This is a genomic window from Roseobacter cerffii, from assembly GCF_054226325.1.
The window spans coordinates 491,004-511,645 of sequence record NZ_CM135757.1 but is presented as its reverse complement, the minus strand read 5'-3'; the positions used below and the strand labels follow the sequence as shown (position 1 = coordinate 511,645).

24 protein-coding genes are annotated in these 20,642 nt (G+C 63.9%); 8 read left to right on the top strand and 16 right to left on the bottom strand.

What is annotated here, in order from left to right; translation table 11 throughout:
- Positions 1-321 precede the first annotated feature (321 nt).
- Positions 322-669 (bottom strand): hypothetical protein, encoded by a 348-nt coding sequence (locus tag ACVC7O_RS02470; RefSeq protein ID WP_458324528.1) that lies wholly within the window; start codon positions 667-669, stop codon positions 322-324.
- A 35-nt stretch (positions 670-704) separates the two neighbouring features.
- On the opposite strand from ACVC7O_RS02470, the gene cutA reads away from it, so the two are divergent.
- Positions 705-1,031, top strand: a complete 327-nt coding sequence (gene cutA / locus ACVC7O_RS02465) for a divalent-cation tolerance protein CutA (RefSeq protein WP_458324527.1) — start codon at positions 705-707, stop codon at positions 1,029-1,031.
- Positions 1,032-1,266: 235 nt separating this feature from the next.
- On the opposite strand, the gene ACVC7O_RS02460 is transcribed toward cutA, so the two are convergent.
- Both ACVC7O_RS02460 and ACVC7O_RS02455 read right to left on the bottom strand, forming a co-directional pair.
- The gene (locus ACVC7O_RS02460) at positions 1,267-1,740 is read right to left on the bottom strand and encodes a DUF2938 domain-containing protein (protein WP_458324526.1); all 474 of its coding nucleotides are present in this window, start codon (positions 1,738-1,740) and stop codon (positions 1,267-1,269) included.
- 73 nt (positions 1,741-1,813) lie between these two features.
- Positions 1,814-2,191 (bottom strand): BrnA antitoxin family protein, encoded by a 378-nt coding sequence (locus ACVC7O_RS02455; protein ID WP_458324525.1) that lies wholly within the window; start codon positions 2,189-2,191, stop codon positions 1,814-1,816.
- Positions 2,192-2,751: 560 nt separating this feature from the next.
- On the opposite strand from ACVC7O_RS02455, the gene ACVC7O_RS02450 reads away from it, so the two are divergent.
- Together ACVC7O_RS02450 and ACVC7O_RS02445 are read left to right on the top strand one after the other, a co-directional pair.
- Complete coding sequence (locus ACVC7O_RS02450) at positions 2,752-3,237, top strand: histidine phosphatase family protein (protein WP_458324524.1); 486 nt, start codon at positions 2,752-2,754, stop codon at positions 3,235-3,237.
- Positions 3,238-3,462: 225 nt separating this feature from the next.
- Positions 3,463-3,711, top strand: a complete 249-nt coding sequence (locus ACVC7O_RS02445; RefSeq protein WP_458324523.1) for a hypothetical protein — start codon at positions 3,463-3,465, stop codon at positions 3,709-3,711.
- 82 nt (positions 3,712-3,793) lie between these two features.
- Here the strand turns inward: ACVC7O_RS02445 and ACVC7O_RS02440 are convergent, their stop codons facing one another.
- The 9 genes from ACVC7O_RS02440 to ACVC7O_RS02400 all read right to left on the bottom strand — a co-directional run bounded on the left by ACVC7O_RS02440 (position 3,794) and on the right by ACVC7O_RS02400 (position 11,391).
- A complete protein-coding gene (locus ACVC7O_RS02440; RefSeq protein WP_458324522.1) occupies positions 3,794-4,057 on the bottom strand; it encodes a hypothetical protein in 264 nt (87 codons plus the stop codon).
- A 164-nt stretch (positions 4,058-4,221) separates the two neighbouring features.
- Positions 4,222-5,211: an ABC transporter substrate-binding protein gene (locus ACVC7O_RS02435; protein WP_458324521.1), complete on the bottom strand. Its 990-nt coding sequence runs from the start codon at positions 5,209-5,211 to the stop codon at positions 4,222-4,224.
- Between the two features lie 23 nt (positions 5,212-5,234).
- Positions 5,235-6,077, bottom strand: a complete 843-nt coding sequence (locus tag ACVC7O_RS02430; protein ID WP_458324520.1) for an ABC transporter permease — start codon at positions 6,075-6,077, stop codon at positions 5,235-5,237.
- Complete coding sequence (locus ACVC7O_RS02425) at positions 6,074-6,934, bottom strand: ABC transporter permease (protein ID WP_458324519.1); 861 nt, start codon at positions 6,932-6,934, stop codon at positions 6,074-6,076. The genes ACVC7O_RS02430 and ACVC7O_RS02425 overlap by 4 nt, the downstream gene beginning before the upstream one ends.
- A 284-nt stretch (positions 6,935-7,218) precedes the next feature.
- On the bottom strand, positions 7,219-7,992 hold the full coding sequence (locus ACVC7O_RS02420) for an ABC transporter ATP-binding protein (protein ID WP_458324518.1): 774 nt from the start codon (positions 7,990-7,992) through the stop codon (positions 7,219-7,221).
- Positions 7,989-8,345: a Rid family hydrolase gene (locus tag ACVC7O_RS02415; RefSeq protein WP_458324517.1), complete on the bottom strand. Its 357-nt coding sequence runs from the start codon at positions 8,343-8,345 to the stop codon at positions 7,989-7,991. The genes ACVC7O_RS02420 and ACVC7O_RS02415 overlap by 4 nt, the downstream gene beginning before the upstream one ends.
- Positions 8,345-9,805, bottom strand: coding sequence for a dihydropyrimidinase (hydA, locus tag ACVC7O_RS02410; RefSeq protein WP_458324516.1), 1,461 nt, complete (start codon positions 9,803-9,805; stop codon positions 8,345-8,347). Before hydA ends, ACVC7O_RS02415 begins: the two co-directional genes overlap by 1 nt.
- Positions 9,806-9,820: 15 nt before the next feature.
- On the bottom strand, positions 9,821-10,144 hold the full coding sequence (locus tag ACVC7O_RS02405; RefSeq protein ID WP_458324515.1) for a hypothetical protein: 324 nt from the start codon (positions 10,142-10,144) through the stop codon (positions 9,821-9,823).
- Entirely contained in the window at positions 10,141-11,391 is a 1,251-nt protein-coding gene (locus tag ACVC7O_RS02400; protein WP_458324514.1) for a Zn-dependent hydrolase, read from the bottom strand. Before ACVC7O_RS02400 ends, ACVC7O_RS02405 begins: the two co-directional genes overlap by 4 nt.
- Positions 11,392-11,570: 179 nt before the next feature.
- Here ACVC7O_RS02400 and ACVC7O_RS02395 point away from each other — a divergent pair, with 179 nt between their 5' ends.
- Together ACVC7O_RS02395 and ACVC7O_RS02390 are read left to right on the top strand one after the other, a co-directional pair.
- Positions 11,571-12,188: a TetR family transcriptional regulator C-terminal domain-containing protein gene (locus tag ACVC7O_RS02395; RefSeq protein WP_458324513.1), complete on the top strand. Its 618-nt coding sequence runs from the start codon at positions 11,571-11,573 to the stop codon at positions 12,186-12,188.
- A 116-nt stretch (positions 12,189-12,304) separates the two neighbouring features.
- Positions 12,305-12,778 (top strand): hypothetical protein, encoded by a 474-nt coding sequence (locus ACVC7O_RS02390; protein WP_458324512.1) that lies wholly within the window; start codon positions 12,305-12,307, stop codon positions 12,776-12,778.
- 4 nt (positions 12,779-12,782) lie between these two features.
- On the opposite strand, the gene preA is transcribed toward ACVC7O_RS02390, so the two are convergent.
- Together preA and ACVC7O_RS02380 are read right to left on the bottom strand one after the other, a co-directional pair.
- Positions 12,783-14,084: an NAD-dependent dihydropyrimidine dehydrogenase subunit PreA gene (gene preA, locus ACVC7O_RS02385; protein WP_458324511.1), complete on the bottom strand. Its 1,302-nt coding sequence runs from the start codon at positions 14,082-14,084 to the stop codon at positions 12,783-12,785.
- A 24-nt stretch (positions 14,085-14,108) separates the two neighbouring features.
- Positions 14,109-15,437, bottom strand: a complete 1,329-nt coding sequence (locus ACVC7O_RS02380; protein ID WP_458324510.1) for an NAD(P)-dependent oxidoreductase — start codon at positions 15,435-15,437, stop codon at positions 14,109-14,111.
- 323 nt (positions 15,438-15,760) lie between these two features.
- Between ACVC7O_RS02380 and ACVC7O_RS02375 the strand changes: the two genes are divergently transcribed.
- The gene (locus tag ACVC7O_RS02375) at positions 15,761-15,967 is read left to right on the top strand and encodes a cold-shock protein (RefSeq protein ID WP_159977586.1); all 207 of its coding nucleotides are present in this window, start codon (positions 15,761-15,763) and stop codon (positions 15,965-15,967) included.
- Between the two features lie 133 nt (positions 15,968-16,100).
- Here the strand turns inward: ACVC7O_RS02375 and ACVC7O_RS02370 are convergent, their stop codons facing one another.
- Both ACVC7O_RS02370 and ACVC7O_RS02365 read right to left on the bottom strand, forming a co-directional pair.
- Entirely contained in the window at positions 16,101-16,718 is a 618-nt protein-coding gene (locus ACVC7O_RS02370; protein ID WP_458324509.1) for an SOS response-associated peptidase, read from the bottom strand.
- 1 nt (position 16,719) lies between these two features.
- Positions 16,720-17,355, bottom strand: coding sequence for an arylesterase (locus tag ACVC7O_RS02365; protein WP_458324508.1), 636 nt, complete (start codon positions 17,353-17,355; stop codon positions 16,720-16,722).
- A 54-nt stretch (positions 17,356-17,409) separates the two neighbouring features.
- Between ACVC7O_RS02365 and ACVC7O_RS02360 the strand changes: the two genes are divergently transcribed.
- Together ACVC7O_RS02360 and ACVC7O_RS02355 are read left to right on the top strand one after the other, a co-directional pair.
- The gene (locus ACVC7O_RS02360) at positions 17,410-18,099 is read left to right on the top strand and encodes an ABC transporter ATP-binding protein (protein WP_458324507.1); all 690 of its coding nucleotides are present in this window, start codon (positions 17,410-17,412) and stop codon (positions 18,097-18,099) included.
- Positions 18,096-20,624 carry an ABC transporter permease gene (locus ACVC7O_RS02355; RefSeq protein WP_458324506.1) on the top strand — a complete coding sequence of 843 codons (2,529 nt, stop codon included), beginning with the start codon at positions 18,096-18,098 and terminating at the stop codon, positions 20,622-20,624. The genes ACVC7O_RS02360 and ACVC7O_RS02355 overlap by 4 nt, the downstream gene beginning before the upstream one ends.
- Positions 20,625-20,642: the final 18 nt, after the last annotated feature.

The following is a 20,642-nucleotide window of genomic DNA, read 5'->3' as shown; positions in this document are numbered from 1 at the left end:
TGCAAACTGTCCAGTGGATAGTTTGAGGCCGGAGAGGGCGATAGCCCCGGGGGTGACGCAGTCGCCCCCGCCGTCGCACCAAAGGTGCGCCAGCTTTTAACGGCACGCCTTCGGCGTGACGGGGCGGTCGGGGGCGGCGAAAACGCGGGGCGTTTCCGCGGTGATCAGCCCCAATGCTTCGAAAGGGGGCGCCTCTCATTCATTGCTGTGCAATGAACTGTCGGCTCCGCGATTGCACAGCAATCGCTCTGGTCGGGGGCGGTACAAACGCGGGGGCGTCTGTGCGGTGATTAGCTCAACTGCCCTTGGGTCTCGATCATCCTACTGGATCGTCCAGACCACCGGCCCATTCGTGCCGACAATCGTCACTGTCCCGTCGCCGTGCACCGTGATGTCCTGACACGCCGTCCCAGCGATGCGCTCGGGCTTCTGCAGCGTCCGGCAGAACTTGCCGTCGCGGATGGTCCAGGCGCCCTCGAGCGCCACGTTCTGCTTCGGCCCCACCTTCCCGGTCAGCCGTCCGTTCTTGGCAAACTTGATCGTGCTGCCCTGCGGGTCTTTCACCGTCTTGCCGGAAATGGCATCCGTGATCGGGTCCGCGGCCAGCGCCGTCGCACAAATTGCAGCGCACGCAGACGACAGAACCGTCGCCATAAAGCGATTTTTCATGAAATGACTCCCTTTCAATGCTTTAATCATTCAATATGACCAGCCTGCCGATCATCGATATCTGGGTCAACTGCCCTACGGTTGAATCTGCCGATGCCATCAGCGCGGCCCTGATCGCGCAGCGCCTCGTCGCCTGCGCCAACCGCTACGCGCCGATTCAGAGCAGCTATCGCTGGCAGGCCAAGCTCGAACAGGAGGAAGAGCACCCGCTGCTCCTGAAAACCCGCGCGGAGCTCGCGCAACAGGCCGAAGACGCCATCCGCGCGCTGCACCCCTATGAGGTGCCGCCGATCATCCGCATCCCGGTCGAGGCCAATGCTGATTACAAGGCCTGGGTCCACGGCGAAACGCGCGAGCCCTAGCGCATCAGGCTTTAAACCTTAGAGACAACCGGTCGCTCAGAGCACCCGCGCAACAGGCACTGTTGCGCCGCGCCGTTCCGCCCCCACGGGGCGGCGCGAGGGCGCCACCCCTCGGAACGGCGCTTCTGTTGGATGTCTCAGGTTTAAAGCCTGATGCGCTACGCCGCACGGGCCCATGGCACAGCGCCGCGCCTTGCACTCTTGGCCACTGCACCCGTCCACACTGGACGCTTGATCAGAGCAGCGCGCCCAGCCACAGCCCCACGCCAAAGACCGTATGCGCCGCCAGGCTCAGCCCCCGCGCGCGCCAGGGTGCAGGCGTCTTCGACGCCGCCCAGCCAAGGCCCATGCCCGGGTGCAGCACGAACCAGCCAAAGCCCACCGTCAGCACCGCAAAGATCCACGCCGGAAGAACACTCGGCGCCGCCAGCCACGCGGGCCCCATGATCAGCGCCAGCGCCACGCCATAGGCCACGCCCACCGCGTAGTGAAAGAGCCAGCCCACCGCCAACTCACCCGGCACCTCGGCCGCGGCACCGATATCCGCATGCGCCAGCTGCCCGCGTGGCATATGCGCGACCCAGCGCCCGACCATGGCCCAGTTGGGCGCAGGCACCCCAGCCACACGGCGCAACAGCAGCGCCCAGAGGTCCATCAGCCCCGTCGCGATCACCCCCATGATCACGCCACTCACCACCATGTCGCCCATCTCGCTGGTCCTTCTTCTACCCGAGGCAGGTTCTGCCACCTCCGTCCAGGCAGAGCCAGCGCAATCTGGCGCCTCAATCCACCATCGGCCCCCAGCCCGGATGCGCACCGGTTTGCTTCTCGGCAGCGAGCAGCGCCTGGCGGCGTTCGATCAGGCTGGTACCTTCTTCCATCAGCCCCGCCATCTTCATCTGCAGCCACAGTTGCAGGATGCGGTTGATGCGCGCCTGGTACCCCTTGCCCATGCCCTTGAAGAGCTTGGCCACCGATTGATCGAGGTAGAGCGTCAGCTTCGCCTTGGGCTCATAGCAATCAATATCCGCCTCCACCGTGTGCCAGGCATCGGGCAACTCGGCGCGCATCGCATCGAGCGGCAGGCTGTCCTCATCCTGCAGCCAGAGGTGATACATCAGGCGGCGGCGGGCAAGCCGTTCGGTCTTGGTCATGGACATGGGGCGGTCTCCTTCGCGCCGCAGCCTGCCGCGGGCGGGTTAAGACCGCCTGAGCAGGCCGCGCGCTGCGCACCGACGTGAAACCGACGTTTTACCGACGCGATACAGATGCGGGACCGACGCAAAAAATGCGGGCCGGTGAAACACCGACCCGCCAGAGGAAGAGGGAGACGCAGGGGGAGAGGCTGCGCTCCCTGTCGTCAGAGAGCAGCCCAGTCTGTGAAACGCCAGGAAGAGGGGCATTTCGGGCCGGGACGACGGCTGACTGGGCTGCGCTCCGTTGCACGCCAGGAAGAGGTGCGCGGAACCGGGGAGACATCCGGAACAATAATCCGGCGGTCGTCATTCAATGTTGGTACTCTGGTCACAATCTTTACTCCACTTCCGAGGAGGTACATCACCCCGGCTCACGTCCTCACATTGCGGCATTTTCAACTCGGGGTATGTGATCGGGTTCACACTGAACGCATGTTTTTTCCGAATCCTTAACTTTTTTCTGGCGACACCCGCGGCGGTGGCGCGAAACTGGTGTCAGCACTCGCGAAAAGGAGGCTTCGGTGATGGATCGACGGTTGGTTTGTCTTGGGCTGCTCAGTGCCGCAGGCCTCGCCGCCTGTGCGCCCGCTGGCATCCGCCCCGATGCACGCACCACGATAATCCTGGTGCGCCACGCCGACCGCGCGGGCGAGGTCCTGAACGCCCAGGGCGAAGCGCGTGCTGCAAATCTGTCTGATGCGCTGAGCGCCTATGATCTCGATGCGATCTACAGCCCGGACATCCTGCGCAACCTGCAAACGGCGGCCCCCCTGTCGCAAGCGCGCGACCTGCCGGTGACCATCATCGCAAAGGAGCGTGCCGGCGCGCAGATGTCGCGGGCCTACCCGGACGGCACGGTCATCTGGATCGGCAACAAGGGCAACCTGCGCACCATCTGGGAGGAACTGGGCGCCCCCGGAGACGCGCCACAGGAGTATGGCGAGATCGGGGTCATCACGCTGCAGCCCGGTGGGCCGCCGCAGGTCACGCGGCTGCAGGTCCTGCCCTGAGCCCGCAAGGACAACCGCGGCCACCCCAATCCGAATCATCTATATCTAGGCGTGAGGCTTTGGCGCACATCCATATCTTGGCCGCGCCGTAGATCGGAAAAAGCTCAAATTCGAGCAAAATTTGCGCCGTGCACCACAGAAATCGCCTGCGCACGCCCCAATTTCGCCCTGCCGTTAACATTTGATCAACGCAATCTTTGTTACCGTGGTGAAGGAGGAGGCGAAATGGCAATCATTTCTACCCTGATCGGAGGCGTCTGCGGCTTTATCACATTTCTGACCGCGTTGATCTTCTTCAATGTCGGCTTTCTGTCGGCTCTCGGCCTCTACGCGCTTGTGGGGCTCGGCCTGACCGGATTGCTGATAACCGCAGCACTGACCTGGCGCGCATTGATCACCGTCGCGTCCTCGACCACGTCCAGAGCGCGCTACCCGTCAGCAGGCCACCCAACGCTCGCAAAGCGGAGCGGCTGATACGCCAAGATCGCGCAGCACGGCTCACGCGAAGGCCGTCCCGCAAGGGACATCATCACACGAACGCGAACACTTCAGATCGCTACAGTAAAACCTGCCAGACCAGCAGGCTCGGCACGAGAAATGCGAAGCCGATGCAGAACAGCTTGGCCGCATGGCTGATCTTGCCAAACTTGCCATCGCCCAGAGCGCCTTCGCCATATCCAAGAAAGCTCGCCATCACCGCATAGCCACGGGCCTCCCGCCGGACGTCCCGCGCCTTGATGGACGACAGGGCCTGCGCCGTTACCTGCGATTGACGCTCTTGTTCACTCAACTGTTGTTCCAGATTTTCCATGTTACTCATGTGATACGGTGCTCCCTTGGCTTGCGAGTCCAGATGGGGCGAGCATCTGAGAAATCCAGTCTGTCACATGGAAAAAGGCCGGTCCTGCAACCGGCCTTGCCTTCAATCTGTGGAAAACCGCCTACCACATCTCCATCGGGAGGCGCCTCCAGAAAGGAAACGCCCTAGTTCAGCGCCGCATCGGTGATGTCATGGGTCCAGGCCCCTTCCGGCTCCTTCGTGATCACCGGATCCGACCCGCCCGACAGCAGCGAGGCCACCGTCCGCTCGTAGTCTGCCGGATCGAGCGCGCCATTGCTGCCCGCGGTCAGCTTGGCAATCTCACCCATCATGCGCTTCTGATGATCCTCGGTCTGGGCGCCGCTCGCATCATTGTCGAGCACGATTTCGGCCGCCTCATCCGGATTCTCTTCGGCATACTTCCAGCCCTTCATCGAGGCCCGCACAAAGCGCACCATCTTGTCCTTGAACGCCGGGTCTTCGAGGTTTTCTTCCAGCACATAGAGCCCGTCTTCCAGCGTGGCGACCCCCTGCTCTTCATATTTGAACACGGTCAGATCCTCCGGGGTCAGCCCGGCGTCGATGACCTGCCAATACTCGTTATAGGTCATTGTCGAGACACAGGCCGCCTGCCCCTGCAACAGCGGATCGACGTTGAAGCCCTGCTTCAAAACGGTGACCCCATTGTCCGACCCGTCCGTCGGAATATCGAGCTTGCTCATCCAGCTGAGAAACGGAAACTCATTCCCGAAGAACCAGACGCCCAGCGTCTTACCGGCAAAATCGTCCGTGCTGGTGACACCTGCATCCTTGCGGCAGGTCAACATCATGCCCGAAGACTTGAAGGGTTGCGCGATGTTGACCATCCCCAGCCCCTTCTCCCGCGCGGCCAGCGCGGCGGGCATCCACTCCACGGTCACATCCGCACCGCCACCGGCCAGCACCTGTGTGGGTGCGATGTCCGGGCCGCCGGGGTTAATGGTCACATCGAGGTCTTCCTCCTCGTAGAACCCTTTGTCGAGCGCCACGTAGTAGCCCGCAAACTGCGCCTGCGTGACCCATTTCAGCTGCAGGGTCACGTCGTCCGCGGCCTGCGCCGCCACGCTCCATGCCGCCCAGGCGGCACCTGCCGCCACTGTCGTTATCGTCTTCATCATACTCTCCTTGTTTGGTCTTTTTATGTGTGTCTCTGGGACGGGTGCCAGAAGGTCACCGCCCGTTCGACCAGCGCCACGATCCCGTAGAACGCCGATCCCACCACCGCCGCGACAACAATTTCCGCCCAGACCAGATCAAGCGCAAGCTGTCCCACCGATGTGGAAATCCGAAACCCCATCCCGCGGATGGGGGAGCCGAAAAACTCGGCAACAATTGCCCCGATGAGGGCCAACGTACTCGCAATCTTCAAACCATTGAAGATAAACGGCATCGCCGCGGGCAACCGCAGTTTCAGCAGCGTCGCCCAGTAGCCCGCGGCATAGGTGCGCATCAGATCCCGCTGCATCGCCGAGCTGTCGGCGAGCCCCTGCACCGTGTTCACCAGCATCGGGAAGAACACCATCACGACCACCACCGCGGCCTTCGACTGCCAGTCAAACCCGAACCACATCACGAGGATCGGCGCCATGCCGATCACCGGCAGGGCGGCCACGAAGTTGCCCACCGGCAAGAGCCCCCGGCGCAGAAAGTCGAACCGATCCACCAGGATAGCCACCAGGAAGGCCGAGCCGCAGCCCAGTACATAACCGCTCAGCGCCCCCTTGATCACCGTCTGAACGAAATCCTCCCAGAGGATATCGGTCGAGGCCACAAACCGCGCCGCGATCATCGAAGGCGCGGGCAGCAGCACCGGGCTGATCTCCAGCCCCCGCACCAGCCCCTCCCAGATCGCGATCAGGGTGATCCCGAAGATGATCGGCACCGCCAATCCGGTCACACGCGTGCGGGGCCGGGCGGCCAGCCAGGCGTTCACCCACCACCCCAAGGCCCAGGCGCCGAATGCAAAGACCAGCCAGATCATGCCATGCCCATCCGCCTGAGCGTCACCCGTTGCATCAGCCCGATGAGCGCCACCAGCGCCGCAGCCAAGACCGCCGCCATGATCAAAGCCGACCAGATCTGGATCGTTTGCCCGTAGTAGCTGCCCGCCAACAGCCGCGCGCCCAGACCCGCCACGGCCCCCGTCGGCAGCTCACCAACAATGGCCCCCACCAGCGAGGCCGCCATCCCGATCTTCAAGGACGTGAAGAGGTACGGCATCGACGAGGGCAACCGCAGCCGCCAGAACATCTGGCTGGGCGAGGCATTCCACGTGCGCATCTGATCGAGCTGCATCGCATCCGGGCTGCGCAACCCCTTCACCATGCCAACGACAACCGGAAAGAACGACAAATACATCGAAATCATCGCCTTGGGCAGCAGCCCGGAGATTCCCACGGCGTTCAGCACCACGATGATCATCGGCGCAATCGCGAGGATCGGGATGGTCTGACTGGCGATCACCCAGGGCATCACCGACATATCCATCGTCCGGTTATAGACAATCCCCACCGCCAACGCGATCCCGAGCCCCGTCCCCAGCGCAAACCCCAACAGCGTGGCACTCAACGTGATCCAGGAATGATAAATCAGCGACCGCTTCGAGGTGATCTTCTTCTCAACCGTCGTGTCCCAGATTTCCACGCCCACCTGATGCGGCGCAGGCAACTTCGGCTTCTCCTGGCTCCAGGTGTCCGCCACCAGCGCCACAACGCCCAACTCCTCGCCCGAGCGCGTCGCCTTGTCATAGGCCCAGGCCGCATTCAGCCAGATCGCCGCGAGATACCAGATCGCAAATATGGCGGCGACGACAGTCAGAACAGGCACCAAACTACGCACGGGTCTTGCCCCTCGGCCAAAGCCAGAAGGCTGCAAAGACAGCGACCGCGGACATCGCCCCCATCATCCGCGTTGTGCGAACTGCATCTGAGCATTGGTTTGCCGACATCTCGACGCACCCTCGAACCCTATAGTCGCTCAACCCGACAAGGAAAACGAGACCTGCCAATGAACCGAGCACCGTAAACACAAAAAGGACAAGCCGCCAGATCACCGGCGCCCCGTCCAGCTTCACCCTTCCGAAAAAACTCCCCCCGGAGGGCCGCTCTCCACCAGCGCGCACCTCAGTCATCTATATGCCCCGCCCGCAACCCATCCCGGACCCGATGCGCCACTTCCAGAAACTCAGGGCTATCACGAATGTCCAAGGGCCGCTCCCTCGGCAGCGGGCTTTCAATCACATCGGTGATCCGCCCCGGCCGCGGCGACATCACCACAATTTTGGTGCTGAGATACACCGCCTCCGGGATCGAGTGCGTCACAAAGGCAATGGTCTTCTCCGTCCGCGCCCAAAGGTGCAAAAGCTGCTCATTCAAATGATCCCGCACAATCTCATCCAGCGCCCCAAAGGGCTCGTCCATGAGCAGGATGTCGGCATCAAACGCCAGTGCCCGCGCAATCGACGCGCGCTGCTGCATACCTCCCGAGAGCTGCCAGGGATACTTCTTCTCAAAGCCCGACAACTCCACCAGCTCCAGCACCCGCGCGACCCGCTCCGCCTGATCCGATTTCGAATACCCCATGATCTCCAGCGGCAGCCGGATGTTCCCGCCAATCGTCCGCCACGGATAAAGCCCCGCGGCCTGGAACACGTACCCATAGGCGCGCGCGGTTCGCGCCTCCTCAGGGCTCACGCCGTTCACGGTGATCTCGCCCCCCGTCGGGTGCTCCAGATCCGCCATACAGCGCAAAAACGTCGTCTTCCCACAGCCCGAAGGCCCGATGAAACTGACAAACTCGCCCTTGCCGATCTGCAAGGAGACATCCTTCAGCGCGTGCACCGGCCCGTCATTCGTCTGAAAGGTCAGATCAAGACCCTGTGCCGAAATCACACTCATGCGGCGTCCGCGATCGCAACAATTTCGACCAGATACCCCGGATCGAGCGCAGCCCCCACGCACGCCCGTTGCGGCCAGTTCTCTTCCGGTCCGATCCATGGCACCCATTCGGCGTCCAGTTTGGGCTTGTCCAAAACGTCGGCAAGGTAAACGGTTGCCTGAAGGATTCGGTCTTTGCCGCTGCCGACGTCCACCAGCAAACGTTCCAACTCCCGCAGGCATCCGGCGGTCTGCTGCCGGATCTCCGGGAAACAGTCGGGATCATTCGCCACGACGAAGGCAAGCCCATTGGCCCTGACGGCGCTGCACCGCCCTGGCGCGTCGCCTGGCACGCGCAAAACGTCTGGAGCCATCAAATCCCCGCCGGTATGTTCATCGGATCGCGCTCGATCATCTTGGGCGCGGTCAGCGCCTTCCACTTGCTGAGCGCTGTGTGCGCGCTCGGGAAGGCTGGCCGCGGAATGAACCGCCCGCGCCCCGGGTTCGGCTGCGAATTCTGCCCCCAGGCCCAGATCACCTCGCCGCGGTTCAGCGTATAGCGGCTCTGCGCCGTCACCTCGAAGCCTTCAAACACGTTGTAATCCAGCACCGAGTGGTGGTTCGACGGTGAAATCGTCTTGGTGATCTTCGGATCCCACACCACGATATCGGCATCCGCCCCTTCCACAATTGCTCCCTTGCGCGGGTAGATGTTCAGGATCTTCGCCACATTGGTCGAAGTGCAGGCGACGAACTCATTGGGCGTCAGCCGTCCCGTTTCCACCCCTTCGGTCCAGAGCACGGCGAGGCGTTCCTCCAACCCATTTGACCCATTCGGAATAATCCGGAAATCGTTCCGCCCCGCCCGCTTCTGCTCGGTGTTGAAGGCCGCATGGTCCGTCGCCACCACCTGCAAGGACCCCGCCTGCAGCCCGGCCCAGAGCGAGTCTTGATGGTCTTTCGACCGGAAGGGCGGCGACATCACCCGCCGCGCCGCGTGATCCCAATCCTTGTTGAAATACTCGCTCTCATCCAGCGTCAGGAATTGTACCAGCGGCTCGCCATAGACCCTCATGCCCTTCTGCCGCGCGCGCCGGATCGCCTCATGCGCCTGCTCACAGGACACATGCACGATGTAGAGTGGCACATTCGCCGCGTCCGCGATCATGATCGCGCGGTTCGCGGCCTCGCCCTCCACCTCGGGTGGGCGCGAATAGGCATGGCCCTCGGGCCCCGTGATGCCTTCGTTGAAATACTTCTCCTGCAGTGCGGCAACCACATCGCCGTTCTCCGCATGCACCATCGGCAAGGCACCCAGCTCGGCACAACGCTGGAAGGAGGCGAACATCTCGTCGTCCTCCACCATCAGCGCGCCCTTATAAGCCATGAAGTGCTTGAAGGAGTTCACGCCCATGTCGACGGCGTCTTTCATCTCGTTGAAGACACTCTCGTTCCACCCGGTGATGGCCATGTGATAGCCCACATCCGAACAGATCTGCGGCGCAGACTTGCGGTGCCATTCGTTGATCGCGTTCTTGATCGAGCCGTCTTCACCGGGCAAGCAGAAATCCACCACCATCGTGGTGCCCCCCACCGCCGCGGCCCAAGTGCCGGACTCGAAGGTCTCGGCGGCGGTCGTGCCCATGAACGGCATCTCCAGATGCGTGTGCGGGTCGATCCCGCCCGGGATCACATAGGCGCCCTCCGCGTCGATATACTCATCACCCTTGAGGTCCTCGCCGATCTGATTGATCGTCTCGCCCTCGATCAGCACGTCCGCTGTCCAGGTCCGATCCGCCGTGCAGACCTGACCACCCTTGATCACCTTGCTCATCTCATCTCTCCCATCTCAGACAGACCCGAAACATCCCAGCGCCGTCCCGTGCACGCCGATGTCCAAAGGTCCAAAATCACTCTCAACGCAGAGCGAAAAATATCCGGCGACCGGCATGTACATGACCCGGTAGTCGCCATCGCCTCGCGTCACGCTCCAGCAGTCCTGCGTGATCCCACCAGAGAAGTTCACCTTGATCTTGCGCGGCGGGCACAAGACCTCGCGCATCAGCTCCGCCGTCTTGCGCAGATCCATGTCGGTGCCGTCCAGCGCCTCCGCGAGTTCCGCCTCGACCAGCCCCGAGACCCGCTCCGCTATGGTCAGGTCGAGCTTGATCACCCGACAATCTCCGCCGTTTCGACCACCGCATGCAGCAGCACATCCGCACCCGCCATGGCCCAGTCCTTCGAGATCTCTTCCGCCTCGTTGTGGCTCAAGCCATCCACGCAGGGGCACATGACCATCGCCGTGGGTGCGACGCGGTTGATCCAGCAGGCGTCATGCCCGGCGCCCGAGATCAGGTTCATATGAGAATAGCCCAGCCGCTCCGCTGCCGAGCGCACCGCCGTCACGCAGCCTTCGTCAAAAGCCACCGGGTCGAACCCGCCGACCTTCTCGAAGGCAATCTCCAGGCCCATCTCATCGGCAATTGTCTGGGCTTCGGTGCGCAGCCGCGCCTCCATATCCTCGATCACGCTCAGGTCGGGCGAGCGGAAATCGACCGTGAAAACCACCTTGCCCGGGATCACGTTCCGCGAGTTCGGATAAACGTCGATATGCCCGGCTGCCCCCACCGCGTGCGGCGCATGGCTCCAGGCGATCTCATCCACCTTCTCCAGCACCCGCGCCATGCCAAGGCCCGCATTCTTGCGCATCGGCATCGGGGTCGAGCCCGTGTGGCTGTCCTTGCCGGTGATCGTCACCTCGGTCCAACTCAGCCCTTGCCCGTGGGTGACCACGCCGATGTCTTTCTCTTCAGCCTCCAGAATGGGCCCCTGTTCGATGTGCAGCTCGAAGAAAGCGTGCATCTTCCGCGCGCCGACTTCTTCCTCGCCGCGCCATCCGATGCGCTTGAGCTCATCGCCAAAGCTCTTGCCCTCCGCATCGACCCGCGCGTAAGCCCAGTCCTGCGTGTGAATACCCGCAAAGACCCCTGAGGACAGCATTGCAGGCGCATAGCGGGTGCCTTCTTCATTGGTGAAATTGGTCACCACAATCGGGTGCTTGGTCTTCACATTCAGATCGTTCAGCGTGCGCAGGATTTCGAGCCCCCCCAGCACGCCCAGCACCCCGTCATACTTGCCGCCCGTGGGCTGGGTATCCAGATGGCTGCCCACATAGACGGGCAGCGCCTCCGGGTCGGTCCCCTCGCGCCGCGCAAACATGTTGCCCATCTGGTCGAGTCCCATCTCGCAACCCGCCGCCTCGCACCAGCTTTGAAACAGCGCACGGCCTTCCGCATCCTCATCCGTGAGCGTCTGGCGGTTGTTGCCCCCCGCCACACCGGGGCCGATCTTGGCCATCTCCATCAGGCTGTCCCACAGACGGTCGGGGTTGATCTTCAGGTTCTGTCCGGGCGCGGGCATTGCTGGGGTCCTTCCTGGCAGTGCTGGTGTTGACCGATGGCAATTTTTACCATTTGGTAAAGACACGATTGCGGCTAGGATATGCCAAGTCAAGACTTCCTTTTGCGGGTGTCCCGTGGGAGTGTACCTGCATAGTCTGAAATGCCAAATTTTGCAGCACCCCTTTGCGGAGACCTCCTTTGCCTGATGGCGTAGAGAAGAAGCCCAGCCGGATCCAGCAACGCAACCGCCGCCGCATTCTCGATGCCGCGCTCGATGTCTTCTCCAAGCACGGCTATCGCGGCGCGACGCTTGACCAGATCGCCGAGGCGGCAGGGCTCTCCAAGCCAAACATTCTTTACTATTTCGACGGCAAGGAAGAGATCCACGTGACCCTCCTGAACCAGCTGATGGAGACCTGGCTCGACCCGCTGGTAACACTTGATCCCAACGGCGACCCCTTGCAGGAGATCCTCAGCTACGTGCAGCGCAAGCTCGACATGGCCCGTGATCTGCCCCGCGAAAGCCGGCTGTTTGCCGGTGAAATCTTGCAAGGCGCGCCGCGCATGGCGCCGCATCTGGTCTCGGGTCTGCAGCCGCTCTTCGACGAAAAATGCGCTGTCATAAAGGCTTGGATGGATCGCGGCGCGCTTGCCGCCGTTGACCCTCGCCATCTGATCTTCTCGATCTGGGCCACGACCCAGCACTATGCGGACTTCGACGCGCAGGTGCGGGTGCTCTTGCGCGACGACGCAAGCGGGCACGAGGGCGCCGGGACGTACCTGCAGACGATGTTTACCCGACTGCTCACGCCTTAACCCGACAGTAACCTTGGTGCCAAAAACCCGTGGTCATTAAGACCTCGTTAGGATTCATATTGGCTTAATGGTTTCCGGGTGGCGGCTTCTGACTGTGATCAAGATTGGAGCTTACCATGAGTGCGATTTCATTTAATGCCCCATATGCGCCACAGCCCGTGGCCCCAGCACAGACCGACGCGCAGGCCGCGGCGGTTTCGACACTTGCGCCGCTGGCCAAATCCGCATCGGGCAACAGTGCCAACATGGCATCGGATCACTCCGGCCAGGGCGCGGGGAATGGCACCGGAACCGGTGGGGCACAGCTTGCGGCCCTGCTGAAACGCGGCCGCGTGGCAATGCCACCGGTCGACGCCTCGCCGAAATCGGTGGTCGAGGCGCAAGCCGACAACAAGGTGCCCGACGCCTTCCTCAATCAGCAAGCGGCGATCCGCGCCGAATCCAAAGCCTTACAGGAAGCCCGCGATGCGGAACGCGCAGCGGAGCGGGCCGCTGCCGCCGCAGAGGCCGCCGCCGAAGCAGCGGAGCCCGAGGTCGATTTGCCGAACCCGCTGCCGACCGCGCCGATCCTGCAGCGCGACGACGCCTAGGCGCTTACTCTGCCGCCTTCGCCGCCGGGTTGTTCGGGTGCGTGGTCCAGTTGGCATAGTCCGGCTCGACCACTTTGCCCGTGCGCGGGTCCACGGCGCCCGGCGTCATCGCCTCCATGGTGATGCAGTCCTCAACCGGGCAGACATTGACGCAGAGGTTGCAGGCGACGCATTCCTCGTCGATCACCTCGAACACCCGGTCGGGCGACATCGAAATCGCCTGATGCGACGTGTCCTCGCAGGCCGCAAAACAGCGTCCACAAGAGATGCACAGATCCTGATTGATCTTGGCCTTGGCCACGTAGTTCAGGTTCAGATGCTGCCAGTCGGTCACATTCGGCACCGCGCGGCCCACGATCTCATCCACCGAGGTCAGCCCCTTGCCGTCCATGTAATCGCTAAGGCCGGAAATCATCTCCTGCACGATCTTGAACCCATAGGTCATCGCCGCCGTGCAGACCTGCACATTGCCCGCGCCGAGCGCCATGAACTCCGCCGCATCGCGCCAGGTGGTCACGCCACCTATGCCCGAAATCGGGATCTGCCCCAACGCCGGATCGCGCGCAATTTCCGCCACCATGTTCAGCGCGATGGGCTTCACCGCCGGGCCGCAATAGCCGCCATGCGCGCCCTTGCCGTCAATCGTTGGCTCGGGTGCGAACAAATCCAGATCGACCGACGTGATCGAGTTGATCGTGTTGATCAACGAAACCGCATCCGCGCCACCTTTCATCGCCGCCTCGGCAGGCTTGCGAATGTCGGTGATGTTCGGTGTCAGCTTCACGATCACCGGCATGCGCGTGTTGGCCTTGACCCAGCGCGTCACCATCTCGATGTACTCGGGCACCTGCCCCACGGCCGAGCCCATGCCCCGCTCCGACATCCCATGCGGGCAGCCGAAGTTCAGCTCGACCCCGTCCGCGCCGGTCTCCTCGACCTGCGGCAGGATGAACTTCCACGGCTCCTCTTCGCAGGGCACCATCAGCGACACGATCATGGCCCGGTCCGGATAGTCCCGCTTCACGACCTTGATCTCATCGAGATTGGTCTGCAATGGCCGGTCGGTGATCAACTCGATGTTGTTGAGCCCCAGAAGCCGCCGGTCCGCCCCGTAAACCGCGCCATAGCGGGGGCCGTTCACATTCACCACATGCGGGTCGAGCCCGAGCGTCTTCCAGACCACACCACCCCAGCCCGCCTCGAAGGCGCGGCGCACGTTGTATTCCTTGTCCGTCGGCGGCGCCGAGGCCAGCCAGAAGGGGTTCGGGCTCTTGATGCCCACAAATTCGCTTGTCAGATCAGCCATTTTGGGTCCTCCGTCGGGCGCAGCTCAGGCCGCCCCGGTCAGTGCCTCGTGAATATCCATCGCCGCATCGCGACCTTCCGCGACAGCCGTGACGGTCAGGTCGTCACCGCCCGCCGCACAGTCGCCCCCGGCCCAGACGCCATCCAGCGACGTGCGTCCAGCGTCGGTCACCTTGATCTTGCGCCCGTCGAGCTCGGGCAGGCCCTCGCCCACCAGCGTCTGACCAATCGCGCGGAAGACCTGATCGGCGGCCAGCCGCAAGGTCTGCCCGGTCGGCTGCATCGCATCGTCCACATATTCGAACTCGATCTCGCGCACCGCCCCATTGCCGATGACCGCCTTTGGCACCGCATGGGTCACGATCCGCACGCCCTTGCTTGCCGCCAGATCCTGCTCGAACACACTCGCATTCATCCGGTCACGCCCACGCCGGTAGACCAGCGTCACGTTCAGCGCGCCGAGCAGCTTCGCCTGCACCGCCGCATCGACCGCCGTCATCCCGCCGCCGATGACCACCACATCGCGGCCCACGGGCACGTCCGCGAAATCCTCGGCCTGGCGCAGATCGGCAATGAAATCGACCGCGTCCAGCACGCCGTCCTTGTCGGCGCCCTCGGCGTCCAGCGCGTTCACGCCGCCCAACCCGATGCCGAGAAACACCGCATCATGTGCCGCGCGCAGGCTTTCCAGCGTCTCATCACGCCCCAGCGCCTTGCCGTATTCAATCGTGATGCCCCCGATCTTCAGCAGCCAGTCGACCTCCTCTTGCGCATAGCCATCGACCGTCTTGTAGGTGGCAATGCCGTATTCATTCAGCCCGCCCGCCTTTGGCCGCGCATCATAGACCACCACGTCATGCCCCAGCATCGCCAGCCGATGCGCACAGGACAGCCCCGCAGGCCCCGCCCCCACCACGGCCACCGACTTGCCGGTGACCGCAGCGCGGGAGAACGGATGGATGCCCTGCTCCTGCAGATGATCGGTGGCATAGCGCTGCAACTGCCCGATCAGCACCGGCTTGCCCTCGGCCATCTCGCGCACGCAGGCCTCTTCGCAGAGCTGCTCGGTCGGGCAGACGCGCGCGCACATGCCGCCCATGATGTTCTGACTCAGGATCGTCTTGGCCGCCGCATCCGGGGTGCCCGTCGCGATCTGTCGGATGAACAGCGGGATGTCGATGTCCGTGGGACAGGCCGTGATGCAGGGCGCATCATGACAGAAATAGCACCGGTCGGCGGCCACCAGCGCCTCGTGATCGTCGAGCCGCGGGTGCAGGTCAGAGAACTGGTCGGCATAGGCCTCGGGCGCGATCCGGCCCGGCACAATGCCCGGTGTAAATGCGTCGCTGGACATGGTTTGACCCCATTCTGGCTTGTTCATTTCCGAAACGCTGACACGGAATAATTTTTTTATCAACTGGTAAAAATTATTTCACGCAGCCTGCAAAACGCTGTGATGAATTATTGTGCAATACACGGCTGGCGGGAATCTGCCGACCCTTTCGACGTAAGCGCTGTCATTTTTATTTGACTTGCTTTTGGCCCACCCAGCCCCGATATGAAGAGAGCGACGCGACAAACTATCGACCACTGCTCCTTCCGGCCAGTCATTCGATCTGCTTTCGACCGAGCCAAGCTGCCGCATGCTGCGGGCAGCACTACATAGGAGACACGGGAATGGCCACTGGCACCGTGAAATGGTTTAACACCACAAAAGGCTACGGCTTTATCGCCCCTGATGGCGGCGGCAAAGACATCTTTGTGCATATTTCTGCAGTTGAGCGCGCAGGCCTGACAGGTCTGGCGGACAACCAGAAGGTCACCTTCGACGTGGAAGCGGGCCGTGACGGCCGCGAAAGCGCAGGCAACCTCGCACTCGCCTGATCTCAGGCACCTCACATGATTTGCAAACGGGCGCCGCGGTGCCCGTTTTTTGTGCCCTAAATGCGCATCGGCCTGCCACCGGGGCGCCCCAGCCTCATCACTGTTCCAAAAATTTGCGAACCCGCACGGGGCCTCAGGGCGCGTCCCAATCTACATCCTCGGCCTTTTCGACCTTGAGGCTGCCGTCTGGCCAGGGCGTGAGAAGCGGAGTCACCGCCTCCTCCGCGCCAGTCAGCCACAACGGGATATTTTCAGGCTCCAGGATCACACCCATGCGGTGGTGGATGTCCACCACGTCCCCCGACGGAGCGCAGGTCAGCGTGGCCACCTGATCGACCTCGATCCCACCCGGCCCCTGCCAGCGGTCGGTGATGGCCGCGAAAAACAGAAAGCCCCCGACCTTCGGCGCGATCCGCCACGCCGTCTTGCGCCGTTTCTCGCCCGTCCATTCGTACCAGCCGTTCATCGGCACCACCGCCCGGCCCGTGCCGGTAAAGGCGGATTTGTCAAAGACGGTCTCGCTGCGCGCATTCACGATGGTCTCCATCACCGGGCGGCCCCGCGCATTCACCCGCCCCACCGGGATGATGCCCCAGCGCATCCGCGCGAGGCCGTTCCCCGTCAAAACCACGATGGCCTCTCCCGGCGCCACGTTGCGCCGCGGCGGCTCATCCACTACCGGCTCCGGGTCCTGACCCACAGCCGCGGCCAGCTCCGTCATGGGCGAGGTCAGGAAGAACCGCCCGGGCATCCTAATCGCCGGTCCGCGCAATCAGGTCCATCACGTAGGGCCCCAGCCCTTCGACGATCCGTTCGACGCCCTGCGCGCTTGGGTGAATGCCATCGGGCTGCATGAAGGGTGCTGCCGCTGCCGGATCCTCCGCCGCTGCGCCGAGCCCTTCAAAGAAGCTCGGCGCATAGACCGCGCCATAGGTCTCCGCCAGCTCCGGATACATCGCATCAAACGCTGCCTTGAACTCCGGCCCGTAGTTCCCCGGCGCCTGCATCCCCACCAGCAAAACCTCGACCTCCGCCGCCTCTGCCGCCTGCAGGATGCCGTCAAGGTTCGATCGGCTCACACCCGGGTCGATGCCGCGCAGAAGATCATTGCCCCCCAGCGCCACGATCATCGCATCGACCTCGGGCGTCAGCGTCCAGGCCGCACGAGAGAGCCCGCCCGCCGTGGTGTCACCCGACACGCCTGCATTGATCAGCTGCACCTCTGCGCCCTGATCCTCCAGCCAGCCTTGCAGCTGCGGCACAAACCCCTCGGCCTCGATCAGCCCGTAGCCCTGCGTAAGACTGTCGCCCAGGGCTGCGATCACAACATCCTCCGCTGCACCCGCCACGGGCCACAGCAGCGCCAAACCCATCACAACCTTGTGCATCTTGATCCAGCCTCCATATGCCACACGTATACCGCTCAAAAGGTGAGCCCGCGCATGTCCGACCCCGTCTTCTCTCTCCAAGATGCGACTTTGTCACTCGATGGCAATGCCGGGCGGGTGGATATCCTGCACGGCATTTCGCTGGAGGTCCACACGGGCGAAAGCCTCGGGCTGATCGGGCCCTCGGGCTCCGGCAAATCCTCGCTGCTGATGCTGATGGGTGGGCTGGAACGCGCCACCTCCGGCACCGTGGCCGCACTCGGGCAGGACCTCACGCAGATGTCTGAAGACCAACTCGCCCGTTTTCGCCGCGATCATATGGGCGTGGTGTTCCAGTCCTTTCATCTCATCCCAACGATGACCGCGCTGGAGAACGTCGCCACGCCGTTGGAACTGGCTGGGGACGCCGACGCCTTCGCCAAGGCTGAGGCTGAGCTGGCCGAAGTCGGGCTCGCCCACCGCGCCGATCACTACCCCAGCCAGATGTCCGGCGGCGAGCAGCAGCGCGTGGCCCTCGCCCGCGCCTCCGCCCCGCGCCCGGACATCCTGCTTGCCGATGAGCCTACGGGCAACCTCGACGGCGCGAACGGAGCTGCAATCATCGACCTGCTCTTTGGTCTGCGCGACCGCCATGGCGCCACGCTCGTGCTGGTGACCCACAGCCAAAGCCTCGCGGCCCGCTGCGACCGGGTGGTAAGGTTGGGCGATGGCCGCGTGGTCCCGCTGGAGCGCGCGGCGGAATGAGTCTCGCTCTCGCTGCCCGCTTTGCCCGGCGCGAGTTGCGTGGCGGTCTGCGCGGCTTCCGCATCTTCCTCGCCTGCCTCGCTCTTGGGGTCGCCGCCATCGCTGCTGTCGGCTCCGTCCGCTCCGGCATCGAAGCCGGACTCACCCGCGAGGGCGCCGCTCTCCTGGGTGGCGATGCCGAGATGGACTTCACCTACCGTTTCGCCACCGAGGAAGAGCGGGCATGGATGGAAGACGTTTCCGATGCGGTCTCCGAGATCGTCGATTTCCGCTCCATGGCGGTGGTGGGCGAGGGGGATACTGCCGAACGCGGCCTCACCCAAATCAAGGCCATTGACACCGCCTACCCGCTGATCGGTTCGGTCGTGCTGACCCCCGACATCCCACTTGATCAGGCCTTGGCGGTCGAAAACGGCCTGCCCGGGGCCGTGATGGAACGCGTCCTGATCGACCGCCTTGGCCTCGCCATCGGCGACAGTTTCCGGCTCGGTACGCAAGAGTTCCGCCTCAGCGCCGAGCTCACCCGCGAACCCGATAGCGCAGCAGGTGGCTTTGCGCTTGGTCCGCGCACCATCGTGACCACCCCGAGCCTCGAAAACTCTCAGCTGCTCGCCCCCGGCACGCTCTTCTCGACCAAATACCGCCTCGACCTGCCCCCAGAGGCGGACCTCGCCACCCTGGCCGCAGAGGCGCGCGGTCGGTTTGAGGCCACCGGCCTGCGCTGGACCGATGCGCGCAACGGCGCGCCGGGTGTGTCGGAATTCGTTGACCGCCTCGGTGCCTTCCTGATCCTGGTGGGCCTCTCCGGCCTCGCGGTGGGGGGCGTCGGGGTGTCCTCCGCCGTGCGTGCCTATCTCGCGGGCAAGACCAACGTCATCGCCACGCTGCGCACGCTGGGAGCGACGCGGGCGGTGATCTTCCAGACTTACTTCCTCCAGATCGGCGCGCTGTCGCTATGTGGTATCGCCATTGGCGTGGCGCTCGGCGGGCTCGCCCCGCTGGTCTTTGCGCCGCTCATCGAAGCACGCCTGCCGATCCCCGCGGCCTTCGCGCTCTACCCCGCGCCGCTGGGTGAGGCGGCCATTTACGGGCTGCTCACCGCCTTCCTCTTCACCCTCTGGCCCCTCGCCCGGGCTGAGGAGATCAAACCCGCGACACTCTTCCGCGACGCGCTGCAATCCGCCCGCGCGCTGCCCGCCGCGCGCTACCTCGCGGCCACGACGCTTGCGCTTGCGCTGCTGTTGGGCCTCGCGGGCTGGTTCTCGGGCACCTGGTGGCTGACCTTCTGGACCGCGGGCGGCATCTGCGGCGCACTCCTGCTCCTCGCGGGCGCCGCCCTGCTCATCCGTCACCTCTCGCGCCGGGGCGCCCACCTGGCGCGGGGCACGCCCCGCGCCAGGTGGGCGCTGGCCGCCATCTCCGGGCCGCGCGAAGGCGCCACATCGGTGGTGCTCTCTTTGGGCCTCGGATTGTCAGTGCTCGCCGCCGTCGGCCAGATCGACGGCAACCTGCGCAACGCAATCACCGGCAACCTGCCGGAAGTGGCGCCGTCCTACTTCTTCGTCGACATCCAGAAAGACCAGATGGATGGATTCACCAACCGACTCGCCGGCGACCTGGCGGTCAAACGCGTGCAATCCGCCCCGATGCTGCGCGGCATCATCACGAAGATCAACGGCCAGCCCGCGCGCGAGGTGGCAGGTGATCACTGGGTGCTGCAGGGCGACCGTGGCGTGACCTATTCCGAAGCCTTGCCCGAGAACACCCGGCTGACCGCGGGCGACTGGTGGGCGCCTGACTATGCAGGCGCGCCGCTCATCAGCTTCGCCGCAGAGGAGGCCACCGAGATGGGCCTGCAGATCGGTGACGAGATGACCGTGAACATCCTCGGGCGCGACATCACAGGCACCATCGCCAGTTTCCGCGAGGTCGATTTCTCCACCGCAGGCATCGGCTTCATCCTCGCGATGAACCCGGGCGCGCTGTCAGGCGCCCCGCACAGCTTCATCTCGACCGTTTACGCAGAGGAAGCGGCCGAAGCGCAAATCCTGCGCGACCTCGCAGGCCAATACCCGAACATCACCGCCGTGCGCGTGCGCGACGCCATCGACCGCGTGGCCGATGTGCTTGCCGGGCTGGCCGCTGCCACATCCTACGGGGCCGCGGCCACCCTGCTCACCGGGTTCCTCGTCCTGATCGGCGCCGCCGCCGCTGGCACCAACGCGCGGGTCTACGAGGCCGCCGTGCTGAAGACCCTCGGCGCCAGTCGCCGCAGCATCCTGATGAGCTTTGCCCTGCGCTCGGCGCTGCTGGGCCTTTGCGCGGGCGTTGTGGCGCTGGCCGCTGGTATCGCGGGCGGCTGGGCGGTCAGCCATTTCATCATGGACACCGACTTCTCGGTCATGTGGTCCTCGGCGCTCGGGATCATCCTCGGCGGTGCGCTGGCAACGCTCTTGGCGGGCCTTGCCTTTGCCTGGGCCCCGATCAACGCCAAACCCGCCCAGGTGCTGCGCGCCCGGGAATAGACCTCACCGCGCTGAAAA